The organism is Streptomyces sp. NPDC053673, assembly GCF_055585225.1.
In genome coordinates, this window is record NZ_JBVJKN010000011.1 from 178,165 (window position 1) to 199,918 (window position 21,754).

The following is a 21,754-nucleotide window of genomic DNA, read 5'->3' on the forward strand; positions in this document are numbered from 1 at the left end:
TCCCACAGCCCGCACCCGGCGACCGGCCTGGACCCGGGCCAAACGGACCCACGTCCCACAGCCCGCACCCGGCGACCGGCCTGGACCCGGGCCAAACGGACCCACGTCCCACAGCCCGCACCCGGCGACCGGCCTGGACCCGGGCCAAGCGGACCCACGTCCCACGGCCCGCACCCGGCGACCGGCCTGGACCCGGGCCAAACGGACCCACGTCCCACAGCCCGCACCCGGCGACCGGCCTGGACCCGGGCCAAACGGACCACCTCCCACAGCCCGCAGTCGGCGGACGGCCCGGGGCGGGGCCGTGCCGGGTCGGCCCCGCAGGGACCGGCGGAGTACCGGGCGCTCCCGCGGTACAGGGCGCCCCGCCGGTCCCGAGGAGTCCAGCCCGGAGGGGCCCCGCCCCACCACCCACCCGCGCACCCCGAGCCCGTCTGGGGGTCCCCCCCCCACGCCGCAGGGCGTAGGGGGAGATTGAGGACGGACACACCGGACGCCGCCACGGCACCGGGCAGCACAGGCCGCCCGGACCGCACCGGGCACACCGTCACCGCACCCCCGCCGGAAGCGCACCGCAGCCGCACGGCAACCCCGGTACCGCCGCACCCCAATCCGCACCCAATCCGCACCCCGCCGGAGGCGCACCGCACCCCGCCGGAGGCGCACCGCACCCCGCCGGAGGCGCACCGTACCGCCCTACCGATCCGCCCCTGCCCGGCCGCCACGCCCCGACAGCGCCGCGCGGCACAGCGCGAGCAAGCGCTCGTCCTGTTCGATGTCGTGGCTCCCGGAGCCGCCGTCCAGAACGTTGTGGCGGCGCGGACGGGAGAGCTCGGCGCGAAGGAGCGGCGCCGCGTCCGACGCCGCGCGGCCCATCTCGGCCAGGCACTCGGCCACCTCGACGCGCCCGTACCGGTTCTCCTCCCAGGCCGTGCGCAGCACCGGGAGTGCCTCCCCGGCATCCCCGGTGACCCGCCACAGCGCCACCGCCGCGTCCATGCGCAGCCAGCGCTCCCGCGAGCTGAGCAGCTCGCGCAGCGCGGGCGCGGCGTCCGCCGCCCGCGGGCCGACGAAGCCCAGCGCCGCCGCGGCCGCCCGGCGCTCGTCGGGGCCGTCCGCCGTCAGCAACTCGCGCAGCACCCGCAGGACGGCACCGGTGTCGCCCGCGTCGCCCCCGTCGCTCGCGTCGCCCGCGACCGCCCACAGCGCCCGCGCCGCGGCCGTCGCCACCGACGAGTACGGGCTGCGCAGCAGCTCGCGCAGCTCCGGTGCGGCCGGAAGCGCCGCGCGGCCGAACGCCGTGAGCGCCCGCAGCGCCGCCTCGGCCGCCCACTCGCCGCCCTGCACCGGGGCGCCGCGCAACACCCGCAGCACTTCGGGCAGCGCCTCGACGGCCCGCAGCGCGGCCAGCCCGTGCAGCAGCGGGGCCGCCCGGTCCGAGATTTGTTCGTCCAGCGCGACCTCGCCGAGCCGACGTCGCAGCACCGGCGCGAGCGGCGCGGCCGCGGCGCCCAGATAGGACACCGCGAACGCCACGTCACGTGGCAGGTCCGGTTGCTCCAGCGCTACGGCGAGCGCCGGGACGGCGCGCAGGTCGCCGAGTCTGGCCAGCGCGACCAGGGCGTGGTGGTCGCCCTGACCGCTCTCGCCACCCTCGCCGCTCTCGCCACCCTCACGGAGCAGCCCGCTCTGCGCGACCCGGTCCGCGAGCGCGTCCGCCGCGGGCAGCGCCAGCCCGAAGAGACTCTCCAGCAGGATCGCCGCGGCGGCCCGCAGCCGCGGGTCGGGGTCGCCGAGCTGCGCCCCGACGAGCCGTACGACCTCGTCGTACGAACCGCGCCAGGACCGGATCAGGCTGTGACACATCCACACGGCGTCCGTGCGCTGCACCGGGTCGGCGCTGGTCAACTGGCCTGTGAGCAGGGCGATCCGGTCCCCGACGCGGTCGCCGAGCGCCGAGTGCAGGGTCCGCAGCAGATCGTCCGCCCACGGCGCCTGCGGCCCGCCCTCCTCACCGCTCGGGCCCGCACCCCCGCCTGAACAAGAGCCCGCACCCGCGCCTGCGCCCGCACCCCCGCCTGAACAAGAGCCCGCACCCGCGCCTGCGCCCGCACCCCCGCCCGAACAAGAGCCCACACCCCCGCCCCCGTCCGCCGCCCGCAGCAGCGCCGTCGCCGTCGAGGCGATGTCGTCGGGGAGGCGCCCCGGGGCGCACCGCGCCAGCTGCGCCAGCGCGGACAGGCGCAGCCCCGGCGGGTGGTGCGGGGCCAGCAGTGTCGTCAGCCACCGGACCGCCTCGGCGCGCAGCGACTCGTGGCGCAGGGCGATCCGGCCCACCGCCTCGACCAGCGCGAGCCGCACCTCCGTGTCCGGCTCCGCGTCCAGCCGGTCCCGCAGCAGGGCGAGCACCCGTGCCGGCTCGCCGTGCAGCATCGCCAGCGCGCACGGCGCCGCCAGCCGCACGCCGGGGTCGGGGTCGCTGAGCAGGCCGAGGAACACATCCGCGCCCGCCGCCACCGCCGCCGCCGCCATCGCATAGTTCGCGGCGTCCTCGAACTCCTCGTCCTCCGGATCGAGTTCGTCGTCGCCGTCCAGATCGATGCCCCCGATGCTCGTGAGCAACTCCACGACGGCACCCCGGTCCTGGACCTCGGGACTGGCGACGAGCTCCAGCAGGAAGGGGATGCAGGCCAGCGTCGAGTCGTAGACATCGCCCTGGTGGTGCACCGCTGCGTACATCCCGTCGAGCGCGCTCTCCCGCTCCGCCGGATCCGCCGAGGCAAGCCCCCGCAACAGTCCCGGGACATCGTCCGCCGGACCGTACGCATGCACCATCGAGGCCCAGTCGACCTCGTCGATCCCCGTGAACACGCTTTTCCCTCCCGCGAGCCAGGTACTTGGGGAGAGTGTGCACCACGACTGCAAGAACCACGCTGTGCGTGTGAGCCGAAGAAGCGCCGCCGCGCCTCGGCAGGCCTCTTGCCCCCGCCGTGCGGTGGCTGCTCCCATGGTCGAGGGGGTGATGACGGGGATGACCGGACTGCGCGTCACACCGGCAACGGCGTACGGCCGTTCGCGGCTCTACGTCAGCCTTCCCGGCGGGCGGAACGTGGCCTGGTACGACCCGGAGTCGCACCGGGTCAGCCTGGTCCTCGGCGAGTTCCGCGACGAGGTCCGCGCTGCGCTCGCCCCATATGTCACCGGCGAGGTGACCGTCGGCCCGCCGCCGGTGCCGACCGCCGACGAGCTCGCGCGGCTGTCCCTCCACCCCGACGACGATCTGGCGCCCAACCGGCCGGGGGAGGCGCTGCACCTCGCCCTCGCCCGGGCGGGCGGCGGCGGGCAGCGGCGCCGGGACCCGAGGCGCGCCGAGCTGGCCGCGCACGAGCTGCTGGGCGCGGAGTTCGACCGGCTGGAGGACGCCGGCTGGCGGGTGATCCACTCGGTGCCGCTGCCCGGTGATGCGAGCCGCGCGGGACGCATCGACCATCTGGCCATCGGCCCGGCGGGGGTGCTGGCGGTACGGACGTTCGCGGCCCGGAAACGGCGCGTACGGATCTCGGGAGAGCTGGCCGCCGCGGCCCGCGACGAACCTCGGCCCGAGCTCCGCTGGGCCCGCCGCGGCGCCGAGCGGGCCTCGCTCGCGCTGGCCACGGCGGTACGCCCGGTGCTCGCCGTCGTCGGAGCGACCCGGCTCGACGCCGTCCCCGCGCCGCCGGACGTCCGGATCCTCTCCGAGGGAGAGGTGGCCTCCTTCGCCCGGCTCGGGGGCGTACTGAAGCCCGCGGACGTCGAGTCGCTGTACGGGCATGCCCGCAACCGCAGAACCTGGCTGCGGGCATGACACCGTCATCGGCGGTGGCGGCGCGCACAGCGGCCGCCACGACCAGGAGCGGCTGCACGGCTGCCGGACCTAGTGCCCCTCCCGGCAAGCTTTGCCCGGCCGCGGCACTAGCGGAGGTTGTCCCCCCAGCCGCCCTGCAGCATGGTCTGGAACGCCCACCTTCCGTCCCGCTTGATCAGGATGTCGGCGTACCGCAGTTGCTGCGTGGTGTCGCCCATCGTCATGGTCGAGTCGGTGAAGACGACGGCCATGGCCGGGCTGAGGAAGACGGGCGTCCGCACCGACTCGAAGCCGATGTCCGCGGAGCCGTCTCCCATCACATGGGTCATGGTCTCGACGAACTGCTTGCGGTCCCACTGCGCGGCCGCGCCGTTGCCCGCGGAGTCGTCGCTGACCAGATTGAGCGGGAAGACCGCCAGATCGGCCATCCGCTCGATGTCACGGCGCGCACTTGCCGCGTCGTAGTCGGCGAACCACGCCTCGATATCGGCGAGTTCATCGGCAGTCGGGGTGTAACCGGTGTCGGGCAGCTGGGTCACGCACTCTCCTCTTCAAGTTTGACTAGTGAGGAAGAATGTACCCCGTCGGCCGCGAGCTAGTCAAACTTGATTAATCAAATCGTCCCGGAGTCTCAGCACGGTCACCACGGTGTGCCGCGTCGTCCCGCGCTCGACCTCGGCCAGGAGCCCCGGCGCGACCGCGCGGTAGGGCACCTTGCCCACGCCGATCGCCATCGCCGTCCCCGCAGGGGTGCCCGTCTCGCGGCCCGCCAGCACACCGCCCGCATGCGCCCGCAGGGGAGGCGGCAGCGGGCTCGACACGACGGGCGTGTCGTCGTCCGCCAGGACCAGGACGAGGGCGGCGGGCCGGTCCGCCGGGCCGGTGAAGCCGACCACCGCGGCGTCATGGACGTCCGTGTGCCGCAGCTTGCGCCAGTCGCGGGAGCCGGCCCGGTAGGGCTGCCGGAGGTGCTTGACCACGAGCCCCTCGATCCCGGCCGCCGTGAGCGTCTCGTACCAGGTGGCCGCGGTTTCCGGGTCCGTCGTCATCGGCACCGGCTGGAGCGGCGGCCCCAGCGGGCCGAGCAGCCCGACCAGCCGCTCCCTGCGCACGCTGTACGGCGCGGCGCGCAGATCCTCGCCCCCCTCCGCGAGCAGGTCGAAGGCGGCGTACGAGGCGGGCAGCCGGCGGGCGAGGATTCCGGCCCGTGCCGCCGTGGCCGCGGCGCGGCGCTGCACGGCCGCGAAGTCGATCCGGCCGCCGGTCCAGATCACCGCCTCGCCGTCGAGCACGGTGCCGTCGGCCAGCGGTTGCGCGGCCTCCGCCAGATCGGGGAAGGCGCCGGTGACGATCCGCCCCGAGCGGGCCTGCAGTACGGCCGCTCCCTCCAGCTTGAAGATCAGCATCCGGTGGCCGTCGAACTTCGGTTCGTACGCCAGTCCTTCCCCGCGCGGCAGAGCCGGCACCGGTTCGGCGAGCGCCACCTTCATCGGGGGCCGCAGCGTGCGCATGGCGTGGGTGCTCATGGCAGCGTGCCAGCGGCGGCGGGGTCCGTCAGGGGCCCGAGGAGATCTCCGTGCAGGTCGAGCCGCTTCGCGATGTCGCCGAGCCGGAAGACCAGCGCCTCGGCGGAGTCGCAGCCCTCGACCTCGGCCCAGGTCACGGGCGCGGACACGGTGGGTTCGGGCCGGGCGCGCAGGGTGTAGGGCGTGGCGGTGGTCTTGGCTGCGGCGTTCTGGCTGTGGTCGACGAAGACCTTCCCGGGGCGCAGGGCGCGGGCCATCCGGTGGACCACCAGCCCCCCGAGCCCGGCCTCGGCCTCGACGGCCAGCCTCTTGGCGTACGCCGACGTCTCCTCCGACGGGGTCGGCTCCAGCGGCACCAGCAGATGCAGTCCCTTCGAGCCGGAGGTCTTGGCGTACGCGTCGAGGCCGTCGGCGGCCAGCCGTTCGCGCAGCCACAGGGCCACCTCGCAGCACTCGACGACGGTGGCGGGCGGCCCGGGGTCGAGGTCGAACACCATCCGGTCCGCCCAGGCCGGCCGGGCCACCTGCCACTGCGGGGTGTGGAACTCCACCACCAGGTTCGCCGCCCACATCAGGGACGCCAGGTCCTGGACGACCACCTGCTCGCCGGTCTCGCGCGAGGAGCGCGGTACCTTGGCGACCGTCACCCAGGAGGGGGTGCCGGGCGGCGGGTTCTTGGTGAAGAACAGCTGGCCGTCGGGACCGTCCGGGTAGCGGAGGAAGGACAGCGGGCGGTCCCGGAGGTGGGCGAGCAAGGCGTCCGCGGTGATGGCGTAGTAGTGCAGGACCTCGCCCTTCGTGGTCCCGGTGGCGGGGTAGAGGACCTTCTCCAGATTGCTGAGGGACAGGCGCCGCCCCTCCACCTCTGTGATGGGCGTCATACGATGAGAATCCCATGAATCATCTCTAAATCTGATGAAAGGGATGAAACGTGCGATCCATCTGGAACGGCGCGATCTCCTTCGGTCTGGTCAGCATCCCGATCAAGCTCGTCAACGCCACGGAGAGCCGCTCGGTCTCCTTCCGGCAGATCCACACCGCGGACGGCGGCCGGATCCGTTACCGCAAGGTCTGTGAGCTGGACGACGAGGAAGTGGCGACGGCGGAGATCGGCAAGGCGTACGAGGACGCCGACGGGACGATGATCCCGATCACGGACGAGGATCTCGCCGCGCTGCCGCTGCCCACGGCGAAGACGATCGACATCGTCGCCTTCGTGCCGGCCACGGAGATCGATCCGCTCCAGATGGACGCGGCGTACTACCTCTCGGCGAACGGGGTGCCCGCGGCGAAGCCGTACACGCTGCTGCGTGAGGCGCTCAAGCGGAGCAAGAAGGTCGCGGTCGCCAAGTTCGCGCTGCGCGGCCGTGAGCGCCTCGGCATGCTGCGGGTCGTCGACGATGTGATCGCCATGCACGGACTGCTCTGGCCGGACGAGATCCGCCGGCCGGAGGGGGTCGCGCCGGAGACCGAGGTGACGATCCGCGACGCCGAACTCGACCTGGCGGACGCCCTGATGAACACGCTCGGTGAGGTCGACCTCGACTCGCTGCACGACGACTACCGGGCGGCGGTCGAGGAGATGATCGCCGCGAAGGCGGAAGGCATCGAACTCGAACCTCTGCCCGCTCCGGCGGGCGGCGGCAAGGTCATCGACCTCATGGCCGCGCTCGAGAGCAGCGTCCGCGCGGCGAAGGAGGCACGCGGAGACGAGGCGGAGGACGTCGCGGCCGTCACGGAGCTGAAGACCCGCAAGAAGGCGCCGGCCAAGAAGTCGCCGGCCAAGAAGGCCCCGGCCAAGACCGCCGCCAAGGCCGCCCCCAAGGAGACGGGCGCGAAGAAGTCGACTTCGACGGCGAAGAAGACGGCCGCGGCCAAGTCGGCCAAGTCGACGGCGGCCAAGTCCACCGCCAAGAAGGCGGCGGCCAAGAAGACGACCTCCCGCAGGCGCGCGTCCGCCTGACGCCCCAGCGACGCCGGCTTCACCCGCTGCGTCCAGGAGCCCTGCGGCCCTGGAGCCTGCCCGGCCGAACAGGTCCCCGGCCCAGCAAGATCCGCCGGGCCGCCCTTCGGGCGGACGACGCTACTTCGAGGACACTCCCTCGTCGCGCCGCAGCAGGGTGTCCAGCACCGCGTCCAGATACGCCGCCCTGTCCGGCCCGGAGGGCAGCGCCTCGGGGACCGCGTGGGTCAGCTGGGTGTGCCCGAGGTAGCTCGTGTACGCGAGGAGACCGCGAAAGGCGGCCGCGTCCGGCGGAAAGCCGAGCTCCTCGAAGAGCGCCGTGAGGTATCCGACGCGTCGGTCCGTCACACGGCGGAGCACTGCCGCGACCTGGGGGTGGTCGGCCGTGGCCAGGAGGGAGACCTCCAGGGTGTCGTCCGCCGCGGCGGCCGTCGCCTCGGCGAAGAGCAGGCGGAGCCGTTTCTCCGGGTCCGGCTCGCGCTCGACCAGGGTGATGATCTCCTCCGTGCAGATCTCCTCCCAGCGCTCCAGCGCCGCCTCGACGAGTGCGTCCCGGTTGCGGAAGTGCCAGTAGAAGCTGCCCTTGGTGGTCCCCAGTCGCACCGCGAGCGGTTCCACCGCGACCGCGGCGAGCCCGCGCTCGCCGATTGCCGTCAGTGCCGCGTCGGCCCAGTCCTGTGCGGTGAGTCGTGCCATGTTCCGTACGGTACCGTATGGAAGAGAAACATACGCTGCCGTATGGAGGTGTGTGATGCGCACGGTACGGAACGTCCACGAGCGGATCGTCCAGGCCCCTGCCGACGTCGTCGGCGCTCTGATCGACCGGCTGTCGGCCGACGACGACCCGCTCTTCCCCACCCCCGCCTGGCCCCCGATGCGCTTCGACCGCCCGCTCGGCGTCGGCGCCGAGGGCGGTCATGGCTTCGTCGAGCATGTGCACCCCTTCACGGCGCGGCTGATGCTGCGCCGTACGCGCCGCAGGCTCGCCCTCGGTGCTCCGTCAGCCGCCGAGCGGCATTACGCCTTTCGGGCGATGCCGTAACACCCCCGTGCGGAGCAGGTGTTGAGGGAGCATTGACAGCCCAAAACAGCCCGGCTACTTTCGGCCCAGGCCGAAACTGCCGGACTCTTCGCTCGTTTCCCCAGGTCCCCAGGGCTTCCGGAGGCCCCCATGAAGACAGGGTTCAAGCGCGCCACCGTACCTCTCGCACTTCTCACGCTCACCACGCTCACCGCCGCGGGCTGCAGCGACGGCGACAGCGGCGCCGGATCGAAGAAGGTCACCGTCTGGATGTACCCGGTGATCATGGATCCGAAGGCCAACACCGCGTACTGGCACGGCATCGAGAAAGGCTTCGAGGGGGCGGAGAAGGGCGTCGATCTCACCGTCGAACAGCTCCCCTGGGAGAACAGGGACCAGAAGCTCGCCACCGCCTTCGGCAGCGGCAAGGGCCCCGACGTGGTCCTGCTCGGCCCCGACCAGATCCCCCAGTACCAGGCCAACGGGGCGATCCAGCCCGTCGACCGGGCGATCGGGGACGCGAAGAGCGCCTTCCGTCCGGCCGCCCTGGAAGCCATGACCCAGGACGGAAAGATCTACGCGGCGCCGATCTACCACACCGTCACCAGCACGCTGTACAACAAGAAGCTGCTGGAGAAGGCGGGCATCACCGAGCCGCCCGCCACCTGGGACGCCATCAGGGCCGCAGCCCCCAAGCTGAAGCAGGCCGGCGCGACCACGCTCGACTACTCCGCGAGCAACGAGGCCTCGCTCAACATGAGCTTCTACCCGCTGCTGTGGCAGGCGGGCGGCAAGGTCTTCGACGACAGCGGCAGGAAGGCCGCGTTCAACAGCACCGAAGGCGTCGAGGCGCTCAGCTTCCTCGTCGACCTCTACAAGGGCGGCGCCGTACCGAAGTCCGCGATGAACAACGCCAACCTCTTCACCGACCAGGCCCTCGGCAAACAGCAGGTCGCGATGGGCTACACCAACACGCCCGCCGATGCCGCCCTGGCCGAGAAGACCTGGGGGAAGGGCAACGTGATCGTCGGCCCCGCTCTCACGGGACCCAAGAAGCAGGTCTGCTTCGGCATGCCGGGCGGACTCGGCATCAACGCCAGGTCCAAGAACGTGGCAGGGGCAGAGAAGTTCATCGCGTACATGACCCGGCCCGCGCAGATCGAGTCCATGGGCAAGGCAGGCGGCTTCTTCTCCCCGCGTACGGATGTGACGGTCCCCAACGACAGCGCCTACGCCAAGGAGTACCAGGAGGCGCTCAACCACACCTATCCGGGTGAGCCCAACCCGGCGGCCCGTCAGCTGATGGCGCTGATCAGTCCGGAGATCCAGGCCGCGCTGACCGGCAAGAAGAGCCCGAAGGCCGCGCTGGACGCGGCCGCCGCGGAAGCCGACGACCTGCTGGCGCGTCAGCGTTGAGCAAGGTCGTCACCGACGAGGTCGCACCGGACGAGGGCCTGCCCGGCGAGGGCGGCGCACCGCGGAAGGGCAAGTCCCGCACGCCCCGCGGGGGCGCGCCCGGTGCGGCCGCAACCCGGAGCCGGATCTCACGGCGGCGCGAGGCCCTCGCCGGCCTCGCGTTCGTCGCGCCGATGCTGCTGCTGTTCGTCGTGTTCCGCTTCGGGCCGACGCTCGGTGCCGCGTTCCTGTCGCTCACCGACTACCGGCTCAGCGGCGAGTGGACGTTCATCGGTGCCGGGAACTACACGCGCCTCCTTGAGGACGACCTGTTCTGGGAGAGTCTCGGCGTCACCGCCGTCTACACCGCGCTGTACGTCCCGATGACCGTCGCCCTCGCCCTCGGCACCGCCGTCCTGCTGCACCGCACCCTGTGGCTGCGCGGCTTCTTCCGCGGGCTGTTCTTCCTCCCGTACGTCACCAGCATCGTGCTGGCCGCGGTCATCTGGAAATGGCTCTACGAGGTCGAGGACGGGCTGCTCAACGCCACCCTCGGTATCCTGGACCTCGGCCCCGTCGACTTCCTCGGCAGCGAGTCCCTGGTCCTTCCGTCCATCGCCGCCGCCTCCGCGTGGAAGGGCTTCGGCTACTCCATGCTGATCCTCCTCGCCGGGCTGCAGTCCATCCCCCGCGAAGTCACCGAAGCCGCGACCATCGACGGCGCGAGCGGCTGGCAGCGGTTCCGCTGGGTCACCCTGCCGCTGCTGCGGCCCGTCCTCTTCTTCGTCCTCGTCATCGAGGCGATCCAGGCCTTCCAGGTCTTCGACGCGATGTACGTCATGACCGCCGGCGGCCCCGTGCGCGCCAGCTACTCGCTCGTCTACTTCCTCTACGACTCCGGCTTCAAGTTCTTCGACTTCGGCTACGCGAGCGCCGTCGGCCTGGTCCTCTTCCTCGTCGTCCTCGTCTTCTCGCTCATCCAGCGGCGGCTCATCGGAAGGGACACGGACTGATGGCGGCACCCTCCGCGCAGCAGGCCGCGGCCCGGCTCAGGCTCCCCGTCCTGCTGGTCCTGGTCGCGTTCGTGACCGTCACGCCCTTCGTGATCATGGTGCTCGTGGCGTTCGCGCCGTCCGGCGGGCGGACCCTGCCGGGCGCCTTCGACATCACCCGGGCGACGCTGAGCAACTTCACGGACGTCCTGGAGAACGCCGACATCACGCGCTGGGCGGTCAACTCGCTGATCTACTCGCTCGTGTCGGTGCTGCTCATCCTGCTCTTCGCCTCCATGGCCGGATACGCCTTCGCCAAGAAGCGCTTTCCCGGCCGCGAGCTGCTGTTCTGGTCGTTCCTGGCGACGCTCATGGTGCCGTTCCAGGCCACCCTCATCCCCTACTACATCCTCGTCTCGGAGCTGGGCGGCGTGGACACGTACTGGGGACTGATCGTGCCGACGCTCGCCAACTCCCAGGCCGTGTTCCTGATGCGGCAGTTCATCGTGCAGCTGCCCGACGAGCTGTTCGAGGCCGCGAAGATCGACGGGGCCTCGGAGTGGCGCATCTACACCACGATCGTGGTGCCGCTGATCCGGCCCGTGCTCGCCACGCTCGGCGTCTTCGTCTTCCTCTGGCACTGGAACGACTTCCTCTGGCCGCTGGTCATCGGCCAGTCGGAGCAGATGCGCACGCTCACCGTCGGACTCGCCACGCTGGAGGGCGAGAACGTGACGATCAACCAGATCATGGCGGGCGCGACCATCACCGTCATCCCCTGCCTGCTCGTCTTCGGGCTGCTCCAGAGGTATCTGACCGACTCGATCGCGACCTCGGGGCTCAAGTCGTGACGGCCGCGACGGCCACCGTCGTCGACATCAACCGGGTCCTCGGCCCGCTGCCCCACGACGACGTACCCAGCCGCGACGAGAGCGGCCTCGTCAAGGAGCTGGAACGGCTGAGGATCGACGCGGCCTGCGTCGTGCACTCCCACGCCGTGTACGGCGACCCGCGCGACGGCAACGCACCGCTGGACCTCATCGCCGACGAGCGGCTGCGGCCCGTGCCCGTGCTCGTCCCCGGGCCGCTGGGCACCGGCGACTGGACGGGCGGCAGGGCCACGCTCGTACGGCTCTGCCCCGACCGGCACGGCTGGTCCGTCACCGGTCCGCAGGCCCTCGGCCTCACCGCCGCGTTGTCACGGGCGGGAGTCACGGTGCTGCTCGGCTGGGAGGCCGTCACCGCGGCCGACGTGGATCTGCTGGCCGGCACCCGGCCCCGGCTGCGGATCGTCCTCACCGGCACGGGCTACCGCAGCCTGCGCGAACTCACCGAACTTCTCGACATGCACGAACTGCTGTACGTGGACACCTCCACGCTCGCCGGACACCGCCAGGTCGAGTGGTTCGCGCAGCGGTACGGCGCCCACCGCGTCCTCTTCGGCACCGGCGCCCCCGTCACGGACGACGCCGGCCCCCGTCATCTCCTCGACACGCTCGATCTGCCCGACGACGACGCGGCCCTCGTCGCCGGCGGCAACGCCCTGCGGCTGCTCGGCGGGGAGCCGTGATCACCGATGCGCACGGACACATCGGACGCTGGCACGCCTTCGCCATCCCCGACGGCTCCGCCGACGGTCTGGTCGCCATGATGGACCGGTGCGGCGTCGGCACCGCCTGCGTCTCACATCTGCTGGCCGTGGGTCCCGACGCCCGAGCCGGGAACGCCCTCCTGCTGGAGGCCCTCGCCGCCCACCCCGGCCGGCTCCTCGGATACGCCGTCTACAACCCGCACGACCGGGAGGCCGCCCCACGGCTGCGCGAACTGCTCGACGTGCCCGGAGTCATCGGCGTCAAACTCCACCCCGAGGTCCACGAAGTCGCCCTCGACCACCCCGGCTACACCCCCGCCTTCGAAGCGGCCGGCGCCCACGGCCGTATCGTCCTGGCCCACGGCCAGCACGGCAGCCCCTGGGCCGACGCCCGGCACTTCACGGCCGTGGCGCCGCGCCACCCGGACGTGCCACTGCTCATGGGCCACTCGGGACTGTTCCCGCAGGGCTACGGCCCGGCCGCCGAAGCCGCCGCCCGCTGCCCCAGCCTGGTCCTGGAGACCTGCGGGTCCCGGATGACGGCCCGTCACCTCGCCCGCCTGGTCGCCGAGGTCGGCGCGGACCGCATCGCCTTCGGCTCGGACGCCGTCTTCCTCGACCTGCGCATCGGGCTGGGCCGGGTGCTGCTCGCGGACCTCGACGAGAAGGACCGGGAGCAGATCCTGCACGGCACGATGGATGCCCTGCTGAACGGGATTCCCCCATGAGACGGACGCATGGACGGACGCGCCCGTGAACGGGCCGGAGTGGCCCACCTGGCCGCCACCCGCCACCGACGAGCAGCGGCAGGCACTGCTCCGGGTCCTCGACAGCGGCCGGTGGGGTGCCACGGGCGGCACCGTGACCGAGGACTTCGCCGCAGCCTTCGCCGCGCGCGTGGGCGCCGCCCACGGGGTCTGCACGGTCAACGGGACCGTCGCCCTGTTCCTGGCCCTGCGCGCCCTCGGGGTCGGGCACGGCGACGAAGTGGTCGTGCCCGCCTATACGTTCGTGGCCAGCGCCACCGCCGTCGTACTGGCCGGGGCCGTGCCGGTTGTCGCCGATGTGCGGGAGGAGACACTGCACCTCGACCCCCGCGCCGTACGCGGGCTCATCGGGCCGCGCACCAAGGCCGTCATGCCCGTGCATCTCGGAGGCGCGCCCGCCGAGACCGAAGCCCTGCACGGCCTCGGGCCCGCCGTCGTCGAGGACGCCGCACAGGCGCACGGCGCGGCCCGGCACGGGCGGCCGGCGGGCGCCCTCGGGGACGCCGCCTGCTTCAGTTTCCAGTCGAGCAAGGCGATGACCGCGGGGGAGGGCGGCATCGTCGTCACGAACGACCGCGGCACGTACGAGCGGCTCTGGGCCCTGCACAACGTCGGCCGCAGCCTGGAGGGCGGCTGGTACGAGCATCCGGAGCTGGGCTGGAATCTGCGGATGACGGAGTTCCAGGCGGCCTTGCTGCACCCTCAGCTGGACCTGCTCGACCGCTGGAACGACCGGCGGGCCCGTGGCGCAGCCACCCTGGCGGCGGCCCTCGACGAGGTCCCGGGCCTCGACCTGATCCCGCCCCCGCCGGGCACCACCCGCCACATCTGGCATCTGGCGATGCTGCGCTACGACCCCCGCGCGTTCGGCGGGCACCCCAAGTCGCGGTTCCTGACGGCGATGGCGGCCGAAGGCGTCCCGCTGGACGCCGGGTACCGCTCGCTGACCCGTATGCCGTACATCCGGAGCGCCGCGCCCTGCCCCGTCGCGGAGACGGCGGAGGACACCGTCGTGTGGGTACGGCAACCCATGCTGATGGCGGACGACGCTGCGCTGGAGACCATCGCCCGCACCGCGCTCACCGTCCAGCGCGACTTCCGGCGCTGAGATCGGACAGTGGGTTCCAGCGGTGAGTTGGAGCGGTGAGATCGGGCGTCGAGTCCGGGCGGGACAGCCCTTAGGGCCTGTTGAGGTCCCCGAACGCCTCGATCGCCCGCAGCGCGTCCGCCTGCGGCATCCCCGGCGGCTGGACCCGCAGGATCAGCCCGTCCGCGCCCATCTCCGCGTACCGCCCGATCCGTTCCCGGCACTCCTCGGGCGAACCGATCACCGACCGCGCCACGATGTCGTCCCACTGCTGCGCATAGCGCGCGGCGTCCATCGAGGTGCGCTTCCAGTCGCCGTACGCGTCGTACAGACCCCGCAGCGGCCTCTCCAGGGCCGCCCGCGCCTGCTGCGTCGTCGCCGCGGCGTATCCCTCGCGGCAGACGATGACCTCCGCGCCCAGCGAGCGAGGCCCCTGCGGATACGACCGGTACGCGCCGATCTTCTCCGGCAGTTCCTCGTCGGTCTCGTTGAACGACGTGGTCCAGCCGTCGCACATCCGGGCCGTGCGCTCCAGCGCGGCCGGCACCCGCCCGCCGTTCCAGATCCGCGGCCGGGGGGTCTGCACGGGCCGCGGCGAGAGGTACGCGCCCTCCACCTCGCTCCAGCGGCCCTTGTAGGTCACCTCGTCCTCGGTCCACAGCCGGGTGAGCAGCTCCAGACACTCCTCGAAACGCGGCACCCGCTCCTTGGGCTCCGTGCCGAACAGCGTGAACTCCTCGGGCCGGTAGCCCAGCACGAACCCGGCCGTGAGCCGCCCGCCCGACAGCACATCGATGTGTGCCAGCGTCTCCGCGAGCCACACCGGCTGATAGACGGGCGCGATGAGCCCGGCCGTCGCCAGCCCGATCCGGTCCGTGTGCGCGGCGAGATACGCGAGCGAGGTGAGCGCCTCGTGATAGCCGGGCCGGTGCAGATGGCGTTCGCCCAGAACGACCCAGGCGAAACCGGCCTGTTCCGCCAGCCGCACCTGCTCCACCGCGTCGGCGAGCCGCGGCCGGTCGGCCTCGTCCGCGTAGAGGTTGACGTACAGGCCGAGGCGCATGAGGCGCTGTTCCATCGCGACGAGGCCCTTCCTTTACGGTCCGGGCCGTAAAGGCTAGCGTAACGGCCACGACCGCAACAGACGGGAGAGAACGCCCATGTCTGCGACGGACCTTCTGGTGCGCCGGCTGCGCGGCACCGTACTGCCCGCGGTGGCAACTCCCATGAACGCGCAGGGAGTAGTGGAACGCGAAGCGCTGCGCGGTTACGCGGAGCGCATCGCCGAGGGCCCCATCGGCGGTGTCGCCGTATGGGCGCACACAGGGCGCGGTCTGTATCTCTCCGAGGCGGACCGCCGGCGCGTCCTGGAGGTGTGGCGCGCGGCGGTCGACGGGCCGGTCGTGGCAGGGGCGGGGGTGCCACGATCGGTGCGCGCGGCGGGACTCCGCGATGCGGTGGACGCCACCGTGGCGATGGCGGTGCAGGCGGCCGAGGGCGGCGCCGACGCCGTCATGGTCTATCCGCTGGCGCAGCTGGACGGCGACGGCGACGCGGCGGTGGCCCTGCACGAGGAGGTCGCCGCCGCCAGCGGTCTGCCCGTGCTCGGGTTCTTCCTGCACGGTGAGGCGGGTGGCTACCCGTACCCGCCCGAACTCGTGAGCCGGCTGCTCGCACTCCCATCCGCCGCCGGCATCAAACTCGCCACCCTCGACCGGGCGATGGCCTGCCAGGACGCGATCCGCGCGGCGCAGCCGGGCGGGAAGCTCGTCATCACCGGCGAGGACCGGATGTTCGGGCCCTCACTGATGTGGGGCGCGGACTCGGCGCTCGTCGGTATCGCGGCGGCGCGGGTGCCGCTGACGACTGCGGTGCTCGACGCGTGGCGGGCGGGTGACCACGGTGGGTTCGTGCGTGCCTCGGGCCGTCTCGACGCCTTCGCGGAGGCGACGTTCCTCGCGCCGATCGAGGGCTATGTGCAGCGCATGCTGTGGGCGGCGGTCTGGGAGGGGCTGATTCCGGAGGAGGCGGGGCACGATCCGTACGGGCCGCGGCTGCCGTCGGCGGAGCGGCGGGCCGTGGTGGACTGTCTGGAACGGCTGGCGAAGGAGCCGGACACGTCCTAGCCCGGCGCCCGGTGGCGGGGCGCCTGCGGCGGGCGCCCCGGCGTCAGACCTTCAGGTCGAACAGCTCCGCCGCGTTCCGCCACAGCACCCGGTCCAGTTCGTCGTCCGTGAACCGGGCGTCGCGGATCACGCCCAGCGACCAGCACGGGTCGATCAGCGTCGCGTCCGTACCGAACAGCATCCGCTCCACCGGCACCCCGGCCTCGCGTGCGTACGCGATCCGGCCCGCGTCCGCCGCCGTTCGGCAGTGCTCCAGGTACAGGCCGTCGCAGGCGGCCGCGGCGTGTGCCGCCTCGCGCCAGGCGTCGCCGCCCGCGTGGCCCATGATCACGCGCAGTCCCGGCCGGGCCGCCAGCAGGTCCGGCAGCAGGGTGACTTCACGACCCCAGGTGTGCAGCAGCAGCGGTACGCCGGCCTCGGCGACGACGTCGAACGCCTCGGCCATCTCACGGGAGCCGGGAAGCCGCCCCGGGTAGTGGGTGTGGATCTTCGCCCCGACGAACCGCCCGGAGTCCAGGCAGCGCCGCAGGTCCGCCGCGCTCTCCTCGATCCGGTTCGGGTTCACCACGGCGTAGCCGTACAGCCGCGGCCGGGAGGCCAGTTCCTTCAGCAGTGCCGCGTTGCCCGCGACCGCGTCGTACACGACCGCCTCCGACGCGGACACCAGCTGCAGATCGATGCCGTAGCGGTCCATCTGCCGCAGATTGGTGTCCGCGTCGCCGCAGGTCAGGTGGAACTGCCAGCGACCCACATGGGCATGCACATCGATGATCGGCATCAGGGGAGCAGCTCCTCGACGTTCGTGGTGGCGATGGCGGCGCGGTCGTCGTCGGAGATGGCGGCGTACCGCAGCCGCAGTGTCAGGGGAGAGATGTCCATGAAGGGTGTGCGGGAGCCGAAGACGAGATGGCGGGCGCCCACCGAGTCCACGACCCGCTCGATGGAGTCGGGCCCGGACAGCAGCCGCGTGGTGACCTTGAACCCCGGCTCCTCGCGAGCCAGCAGCAGGAAGTCCGCCAGCAGGTACGCGTGCAGATCCAGGAAGATCACCGTGGCGCCGCGGCCCGTGAGTGGCGGTCCGTAGCGGCGCGGGTCGCCGTCGTGGAGCAGCACCATCCCCCGGTCGAGGGCGAGATCCACCACGCGCCGGTAGCCGGGGAAGCCCGGGTCGGTGGCCTGGTCGACCGTGAACAGCCGCAGGAAGCGCACCCCGGCGGCCGTCAGCTCGTCCAGTCGTTCCTCGGCGGTCAGCGCGTCCCGGACGTCGACCGTGCCGACCGGCAGCAGCTCCGGGCAGTCCGCCAGATCGCGCAGCGTCTCCTCGTTGCCCGCGCCGTCGTCGAACAGCGGACCGCGGGTGGACAGCGCCAGCGCCCCGGCGACGGTGGAGCGGGCGAGCCGGTCGCGGACCTCGGCGAGCCCGGTGTCCCGGTGGTGCCGGGGCCAGGGCCCGTACAGCACGTCCACGTCCCAGCCGATGTGCTCCTGCGGGGCCGGCGTCAGCCAGTCGTACGCGCGCAGCCAGTCGTGCCGAGCCGTCGTGCCAGGGCCTGTCCCAGGGTCTGTCCCAGGGCCCGTCAGGGTGCTCATGGTGCTCCCACCTCGCCCAGCGCGCGGGCGATCCGGTCCACATCGCCTTCGGTGTACGCCTCGTTCCACTGCAGCACCAGCAGCGTACGGTCGATCAGTGTCTCCGCACGGGGACACAGGCCCGGCGGATAGCCGGACAGTGCCGGATTGGCGTACAGCGGCCGCTCCAGATAGCCGGGAAGAGCCGGGACGCCCGCCGCCTGAAGTCCCTTCGCCCAATGGGAGTTGTCGTCGACGAGGAGCGGCACCACCCACCAGGCGTGCCCGGCGCGGCCCTGCCGCGACGGCATCCGTGCCCCTCCGGACAGCCGTCCGTCGATCGCCGCAGCGAGCCGATCGGCCCGTTCGCGTCGTACGCGTACGACCTCGGCGACCCGGGTCAGCTGGACGCGGGCGACCGCCGCGACGAGCTCCGTCATCCGGTAGTTGAGGCCCATCGTGCGGTGGATGCGGCCTTCGGCGCGGTCCCAGCCCTTGTCCATGAACAGCCTCATACGGCGGGCCAGTTCCGGGTCGTCGGTGATGCTGAGCCCGCCGTCGCCCGCCGTGATGTGCTTGTACTGCTGGAGACTGAAGCAGGCGATGTCGCCGACGGTGCCGAGCAGACGCCCGGTGGGGTCCTCGCCCAGCCACGCCTGTGCGCAGTCCTCGATCAGCAGCAGCCGGTGCCGGTCGCAGATGTCCCGCAGCCGGGCGATGTCCGCGGCCCCGCCGAAGAGATGGACGGCGATCACCGCCCTGGTGCGCGGGGTGATCGCCGCCTCCACCGCGTCCGGGTCCAGATTCCCGTCCTCGGCCCGTACGTCCGCGAACACCACCCGTCCGCCCTGTGCGACGACCGGCGCGACGGTGCCGAAGTCCGAGATCGGTGTGGTAATGACCTCGTCACCGGGGCCGACGCCGGCCGCGGCCACCGCGAGATGGACCGCGGCCGTGCCGGAGCTCGACGAGACGGCCTCGGAGCGCCCGTACAGCGCGGCCATCTCCGCCTCCAGCGCCCGGGCCTCCCGGCCGAACGCCCCGCACAGGACCGCCGAGTCGAGGACGCGCAGCACAGCGGCGCGTTCCTCCTCGCCGAAGGTCCTGCCGCGCGGATCGAGAACTGTGGGCAGTGGCATTTCCCGTTGCGGCATCGGGGGATTATCCTCTCGGCAGCACGCGATTATGGCCTGGGCCGAAAGTAGAACTCCCGTCACTGGCCGTCAATCGGGCGTCAACCTCAGCTGATCGTGCGTCAACCCCCCAGCAGAACGGAGACCGGGCCATGCCGCTCACGGTCGGCGTGATAGGCCCCGAGGACCTGGTCCACAAGGTGGTCGCCGTGGCCGGTGGCCAGGCGGGAGCGGCCCAGCTGCTGCCGCTTCCGTACCGCCACGAGGACGAGACGGCGGACGTCGTCGCCGCGGCCCGTTCCTCGGCGGACGCCCTGCTGTTCACCGGCGTGGTCCCGCACACGCTCGCCACCGCGGACGGCATCCTCGACCGCCCCGCGATGTACGTCCCGTACAGCGGCGCCACACTGCTGCGGGCCCTCGTCGAACTGCTCAGGCTCGGTCACGACGTGTCCCGCGTCTCCATCGACACCCTGCGCCGCGACGAGGTGCTGGAGACGCTCACCGAGGCGAAGCTGCCGACCGAGCACGTGCGGGTGCTGCCGTACCGGCCCGGGCTCACCTCGCAGGACCTGGTCGACTTCCACCTCGACGCGCGGGACACCAAGGAGTCGAGAGTCGCGATCACCTGCCTCGGCTCGGCGTTCCATGTGCTGGAGCACCAGACCCACGCGGTGCGGCTCGCCCCGTCCCGGCACTCGATCCTCGCCACCCTCCAGGCGCTCGTCCTGGCCACCGCAGGACAGCACAGCGGGGACGCGCAGGTCGCCCTCGGCATCGTCGACCTGCCGGGTGCGGACGACCGGCTGGCGGAGGACGTACGGATCCTCGGCGGCAGCCTCGCCGATCTCCCGGACGGGCAGCGGCTGGTCGTCACCACCCGCGGCGTGCTGGAGAAGGCGACCGGGCAGTTCACCCGCATCCCGTTCCTCGACGCCCTCGCCGCCCGGCACGGCACCGCGCACGTCGGCTTCGGGCTCGGGCGTACCGCCGCCGAGGCGGAGGCGCTCGCCCGCCGTGCCGTGAACCGGGCACGGTCGGTCGGCGCCGCCGCGGCCGTGGTGTCGATGGCCGACGACGTCGACATCGTCCTCGACCCCGGCACCGGCGACCTGGAGGCACAGCCCGCCGTGCCCGAGAGCGCGGTGCTGCTCGCCCGCCGTGTCGGCCTCAACCCCCAGACCCTGGACCGGCTGCGCGAACTGGCCGCCGCGGACCGGGGCGAGGGCCTCACCGCCCACCTCGTCGCCGAGCACCTCTCCGTACAGCAGCGCACGGCCCGGCGCATACTCAAGCGGCTGGAACGGGCGGGCGTGGCCGTCCCGACCGGAAGCCGCCAGGAGGGACAGACAGGCAGGCCCCCGATCGTGTACCGGGTCCGGCTGTAGCTCGTTTGCGGACGGCCGCCGCACGGGAAGTTACGGTCCGGACCGAAACAAGACGAGTGAGCCGAAGGGGCGCGTCGCTGTCGAAAGGGAGGCTGCGATCGAGTTGCGGCTACCGCCGCGTGGGCGGAAACCGCGAGGGCCGTATCGATGTGCGGCTACCGCCGCGTGAGCGATCGAGCACGATCCACCGTCGACAGGGACCAGAGCGCCCCCGAGGTGAACCGACCCCCGAACAAGAAGTATTCGAAGGAGCTGAGCCGGCTTGAGGATCGCCTCGTTCCACACCCGCGTCGTCCGTGCCCCCTACCGCCGCCCGTTCGCGATCAGCAGCGGCACCAGCCCCGAACTCGTCACCCTGCTCGTCGAGGTACGGACCACCGACGGGGCCTGCGGCTTCGGCGAGGCCTCCCCGATGACCGCGTACACCGGCGAGACCCTCGCCGGTCTGCGGGCCGCCGTCACCGAGCACGCCGCACCCGCCCTCATCGGCCGCGATCCCCGTGACCTGGCCGGAGCGCACACCGCGATGGACGCCGCCATCCGCGGCCAGCACCTGGCCAAGGCCGCGCTCGACCTCGCCCTCCACGACCTCGCCGGGCGCTCCGCCGGCTGGCCCGCGCACCTCCTCCTCGGCGGCGCCGTCACCCGCCGGGTCCCCACCACCTGGGTCGTCGGCCTCGGCAGCCTCGACGAGACGGCCGAGGAGGCCGCCCGGTACGCCGGGCTGGGCTTCCCCCACATCAAGCTCAAGGGCGGCGAGGACCCGGAGCGGGACGTCGAACTCGTCGCCGCCGTACGGAAGTCGATCCCCGACGGGGTCGAGCTGTCCCTGGACGCGAACGAGGGCTACGAACCCGGCAGCGCGGCCCATACCGTCGGCCGCCTCGCCGACGCCGGACTGGACCTGGTCGAACAGCCCCTGCCCCGCTGGGACCTGGCCGGGCTCGCCGCCCTGCGCGCCCACGGCGGAGTACGGGTCATGGCCGACGAGTCCCTCCAGTCGCTCCACGACGCACTGGAACTCGTCCGCCGGGGCGCCGCCGACGTGCTCAACATCAAGATCCTCAAGGTCGGCGGCCTCTACCGGGCCCGCCAGATCGCGGCCCTCGCGGAGGCTGCGGGCCTCGCCGTGAAGATCGGCACGATGCCGGAGCTGGGTGTGGCCACCCTGGCGGCCGCACACCTCTCCGCGGCGCTGCCGCACGCGACGGTCCCGCCGGACCTGGTCGGCCCCCTTCTCGTCGAGGAGGAGCCGCTCGCGCCGGAGGCCTTCGCCGCGGCGGCGGACACGGGCCATGTGGAGCTGACGGACCAGCCGGGACTGGGGCACGGGCTGACGTCGCTGTGAGGCG

20 protein-coding genes and 1 pseudogene are annotated in these 21,754 nt (G+C 72.5%); 12 read left to right on the forward strand and 9 right to left on the reverse strand.

The window, feature by feature from the left end:
- Positions 1–696: 696 nt before the first annotated feature.
- Positions 697–2,871 (reverse strand): HEAT repeat domain-containing protein, encoded by a 2,175-nt coding sequence (locus ACZ6ZQ_RS18530; protein WP_469769559.1) that lies wholly within the window; start codon positions 2,869–2,871, stop codon positions 697–699.
- A gap of 160 nt (positions 2,872–3,031) precedes the next feature.
- Between ACZ6ZQ_RS18530 and ACZ6ZQ_RS18535 the strand changes: the two genes are divergently transcribed.
- Positions 3,032–3,844 (forward strand): nuclease-related domain-containing protein, encoded by an 813-nt coding sequence (locus tag ACZ6ZQ_RS18535; protein ID WP_469769560.1) that lies wholly within the window; start codon positions 3,032–3,034, stop codon positions 3,842–3,844.
- Positions 3,845–3,951: 107 nt separating this feature from the next.
- Here the strand turns inward: ACZ6ZQ_RS18535 and ACZ6ZQ_RS18540 are convergent, their stop codons facing one another.
- Genes ACZ6ZQ_RS18540 through ligD form a run of 3 tightly spaced genes read right to left on the reverse strand, consistent with a single transcriptional unit; the run spans position 3,952 to position 6,251 of the window.
- Positions 3,952–4,383: a nuclear transport factor 2 family protein gene (locus ACZ6ZQ_RS18540; RefSeq protein WP_469769561.1), complete on the reverse strand. Its 432-nt coding sequence runs from the start codon at positions 4,381–4,383 to the stop codon at positions 3,952–3,954.
- 60 nt (positions 4,384–4,443) lie between these two features.
- Positions 4,444–5,334: an ATP-dependent DNA ligase gene (locus ACZ6ZQ_RS18545; protein WP_469769597.1), complete on the reverse strand. Its 891-nt coding sequence runs from the start codon at positions 5,332–5,334 to the stop codon at positions 4,444–4,446.
- Positions 5,335–5,366: 32 nt separating this feature from the next.
- Positions 5,367–6,251, reverse strand: coding sequence for a non-homologous end-joining DNA ligase (ligD, locus tag ACZ6ZQ_RS18550; protein WP_469769562.1), 885 nt, complete (start codon positions 6,249–6,251; stop codon positions 5,367–5,369).
- A gap of 50 nt (positions 6,252–6,301) precedes the next feature.
- Between ligD and ku the strand changes: the two genes are divergently transcribed.
- The gene (gene ku, locus ACZ6ZQ_RS18555; protein WP_469769563.1) at positions 6,302–7,333 is read left to right on the forward strand and encodes a non-homologous end joining protein Ku; all 1,032 of its coding nucleotides are present in this window, start codon (positions 6,302–6,304) and stop codon (positions 7,331–7,333) included.
- 120 nt (positions 7,334–7,453) lie between these two features.
- Here the strand turns inward: ku and ACZ6ZQ_RS18560 are convergent, their stop codons facing one another.
- The gene (locus ACZ6ZQ_RS18560) at positions 7,454–8,029 is read right to left on the reverse strand and encodes a TetR/AcrR family transcriptional regulator (protein ID WP_469769564.1); all 576 of its coding nucleotides are present in this window, start codon (positions 8,027–8,029) and stop codon (positions 7,454–7,456) included.
- A 55-nt stretch (positions 8,030–8,084) separates the two neighbouring features.
- Here ACZ6ZQ_RS18560 and ACZ6ZQ_RS18565 point away from each other — a divergent pair.
- From ACZ6ZQ_RS18565 to ACZ6ZQ_RS18595, 7 genes and pseudogenes are all read left to right on the forward strand, one after another.
- Positions 8,085–8,267 (forward strand): annotated as a pseudogene (locus tag ACZ6ZQ_RS18565) (DUF2867 domain-containing protein); the annotation flags it as partial.
- A 237-nt stretch (positions 8,268–8,504) separates the two neighbouring features.
- The gene (locus ACZ6ZQ_RS18570; RefSeq protein ID WP_469769565.1) at positions 8,505–9,770 is read left to right on the forward strand and encodes an ABC transporter substrate-binding protein; all 1,266 of its coding nucleotides are present in this window, start codon (positions 8,505–8,507) and stop codon (positions 9,768–9,770) included.
- Positions 9,767–10,762, forward strand: a complete 996-nt coding sequence (locus ACZ6ZQ_RS18575; RefSeq protein WP_469769566.1) for a carbohydrate ABC transporter permease — start codon at positions 9,767–9,769, stop codon at positions 10,760–10,762. Before ACZ6ZQ_RS18570 ends, ACZ6ZQ_RS18575 begins: the two co-directional genes overlap by 4 nt.
- Positions 10,762–11,592, forward strand: coding sequence for a carbohydrate ABC transporter permease (locus ACZ6ZQ_RS18580; RefSeq protein WP_469769567.1), 831 nt, complete (start codon positions 10,762–10,764; stop codon positions 11,590–11,592). The genes ACZ6ZQ_RS18575 and ACZ6ZQ_RS18580 overlap by 1 nt, the downstream gene beginning before the upstream one ends.
- Positions 11,589–12,311, forward strand: coding sequence for an amidohydrolase family protein (locus ACZ6ZQ_RS18585; RefSeq protein ID WP_469769568.1), 723 nt, complete (start codon positions 11,589–11,591; stop codon positions 12,309–12,311). The genes ACZ6ZQ_RS18580 and ACZ6ZQ_RS18585 overlap by 4 nt, the downstream gene beginning before the upstream one ends.
- Positions 12,308–13,060 carry an amidohydrolase family protein gene (locus ACZ6ZQ_RS18590; RefSeq protein WP_469769569.1) on the forward strand — a complete coding sequence of 251 codons (753 nt, stop codon included), beginning with the start codon at positions 12,308–12,310 and terminating at the stop codon, positions 13,058–13,060. The genes ACZ6ZQ_RS18585 and ACZ6ZQ_RS18590 overlap by 4 nt, the downstream gene beginning before the upstream one ends.
- A 25-nt stretch (positions 13,061–13,085) precedes the next feature.
- On the forward strand, positions 13,086–14,207 hold the full coding sequence (locus tag ACZ6ZQ_RS18595) for a DegT/DnrJ/EryC1/StrS family aminotransferase (protein ID WP_469769570.1): 1,122 nt from the start codon (positions 13,086–13,088) through the stop codon (positions 14,205–14,207).
- Between the two features lie 70 nt (positions 14,208–14,277).
- Here the strand turns inward: ACZ6ZQ_RS18595 and ACZ6ZQ_RS18600 are convergent, their stop codons facing one another.
- Positions 14,278–15,264, reverse strand: coding sequence for an LLM class flavin-dependent oxidoreductase (locus tag ACZ6ZQ_RS18600; RefSeq protein ID WP_469769571.1), 987 nt, complete (start codon positions 15,262–15,264; stop codon positions 14,278–14,280).
- 82 nt (positions 15,265–15,346) lie between these two features.
- On the opposite strand from ACZ6ZQ_RS18600, the gene ACZ6ZQ_RS18605 reads away from it, so the two are divergent.
- Positions 15,347–16,312 (forward strand): dihydrodipicolinate synthase family protein, encoded by a 966-nt coding sequence (locus ACZ6ZQ_RS18605; protein WP_469769572.1) that lies wholly within the window; start codon positions 15,347–15,349, stop codon positions 16,310–16,312.
- 43 nt (positions 16,313–16,355) lie between these two features.
- On the opposite strand, the gene ACZ6ZQ_RS18610 is transcribed toward ACZ6ZQ_RS18605, so the two are convergent.
- Genes ACZ6ZQ_RS18610 through ACZ6ZQ_RS18620 form a run of 3 tightly spaced genes read right to left on the reverse strand, consistent with a single transcriptional unit; the run spans position 16,356 to position 19,035 of the window.
- Entirely contained in the window at positions 16,356–17,090 is a 735-nt protein-coding gene (locus ACZ6ZQ_RS18610; RefSeq protein WP_469769573.1) for an amidohydrolase family protein, read from the reverse strand.
- Positions 17,090–17,902 carry a hypothetical protein gene (locus ACZ6ZQ_RS18615; RefSeq protein ID WP_469769574.1) on the reverse strand — a complete coding sequence of 271 codons (813 nt, stop codon included), beginning with the start codon at positions 17,900–17,902 and terminating at the stop codon, positions 17,090–17,092. Before ACZ6ZQ_RS18615 ends, ACZ6ZQ_RS18610 begins: the two co-directional genes overlap by 1 nt.
- Complete coding sequence (locus ACZ6ZQ_RS18620; protein WP_469769575.1) at positions 17,899–19,035, reverse strand: DegT/DnrJ/EryC1/StrS family aminotransferase; 1,137 nt, start codon at positions 19,033–19,035, stop codon at positions 17,899–17,901. Before ACZ6ZQ_RS18620 ends, ACZ6ZQ_RS18615 begins: the two co-directional genes overlap by 4 nt.
- A gap of 131 nt (positions 19,036–19,166) precedes the next feature.
- Between ACZ6ZQ_RS18620 and ACZ6ZQ_RS18625 the strand changes: the two genes are divergently transcribed.
- Complete coding sequence (locus ACZ6ZQ_RS18625) at positions 19,167–20,402, forward strand: hypothetical protein (RefSeq protein WP_469769576.1); 1,236 nt, start codon at positions 19,167–19,169, stop codon at positions 20,400–20,402.
- A gap of 262 nt (positions 20,403–20,664) precedes the next feature.
- Positions 20,665–21,750, forward strand: coding sequence for a mandelate racemase/muconate lactonizing enzyme family protein (locus tag ACZ6ZQ_RS18630; RefSeq protein WP_469769577.1), 1,086 nt, complete (start codon positions 20,665–20,667; stop codon positions 21,748–21,750).
- Positions 21,751–21,754: the final 4 nt, after the last annotated feature.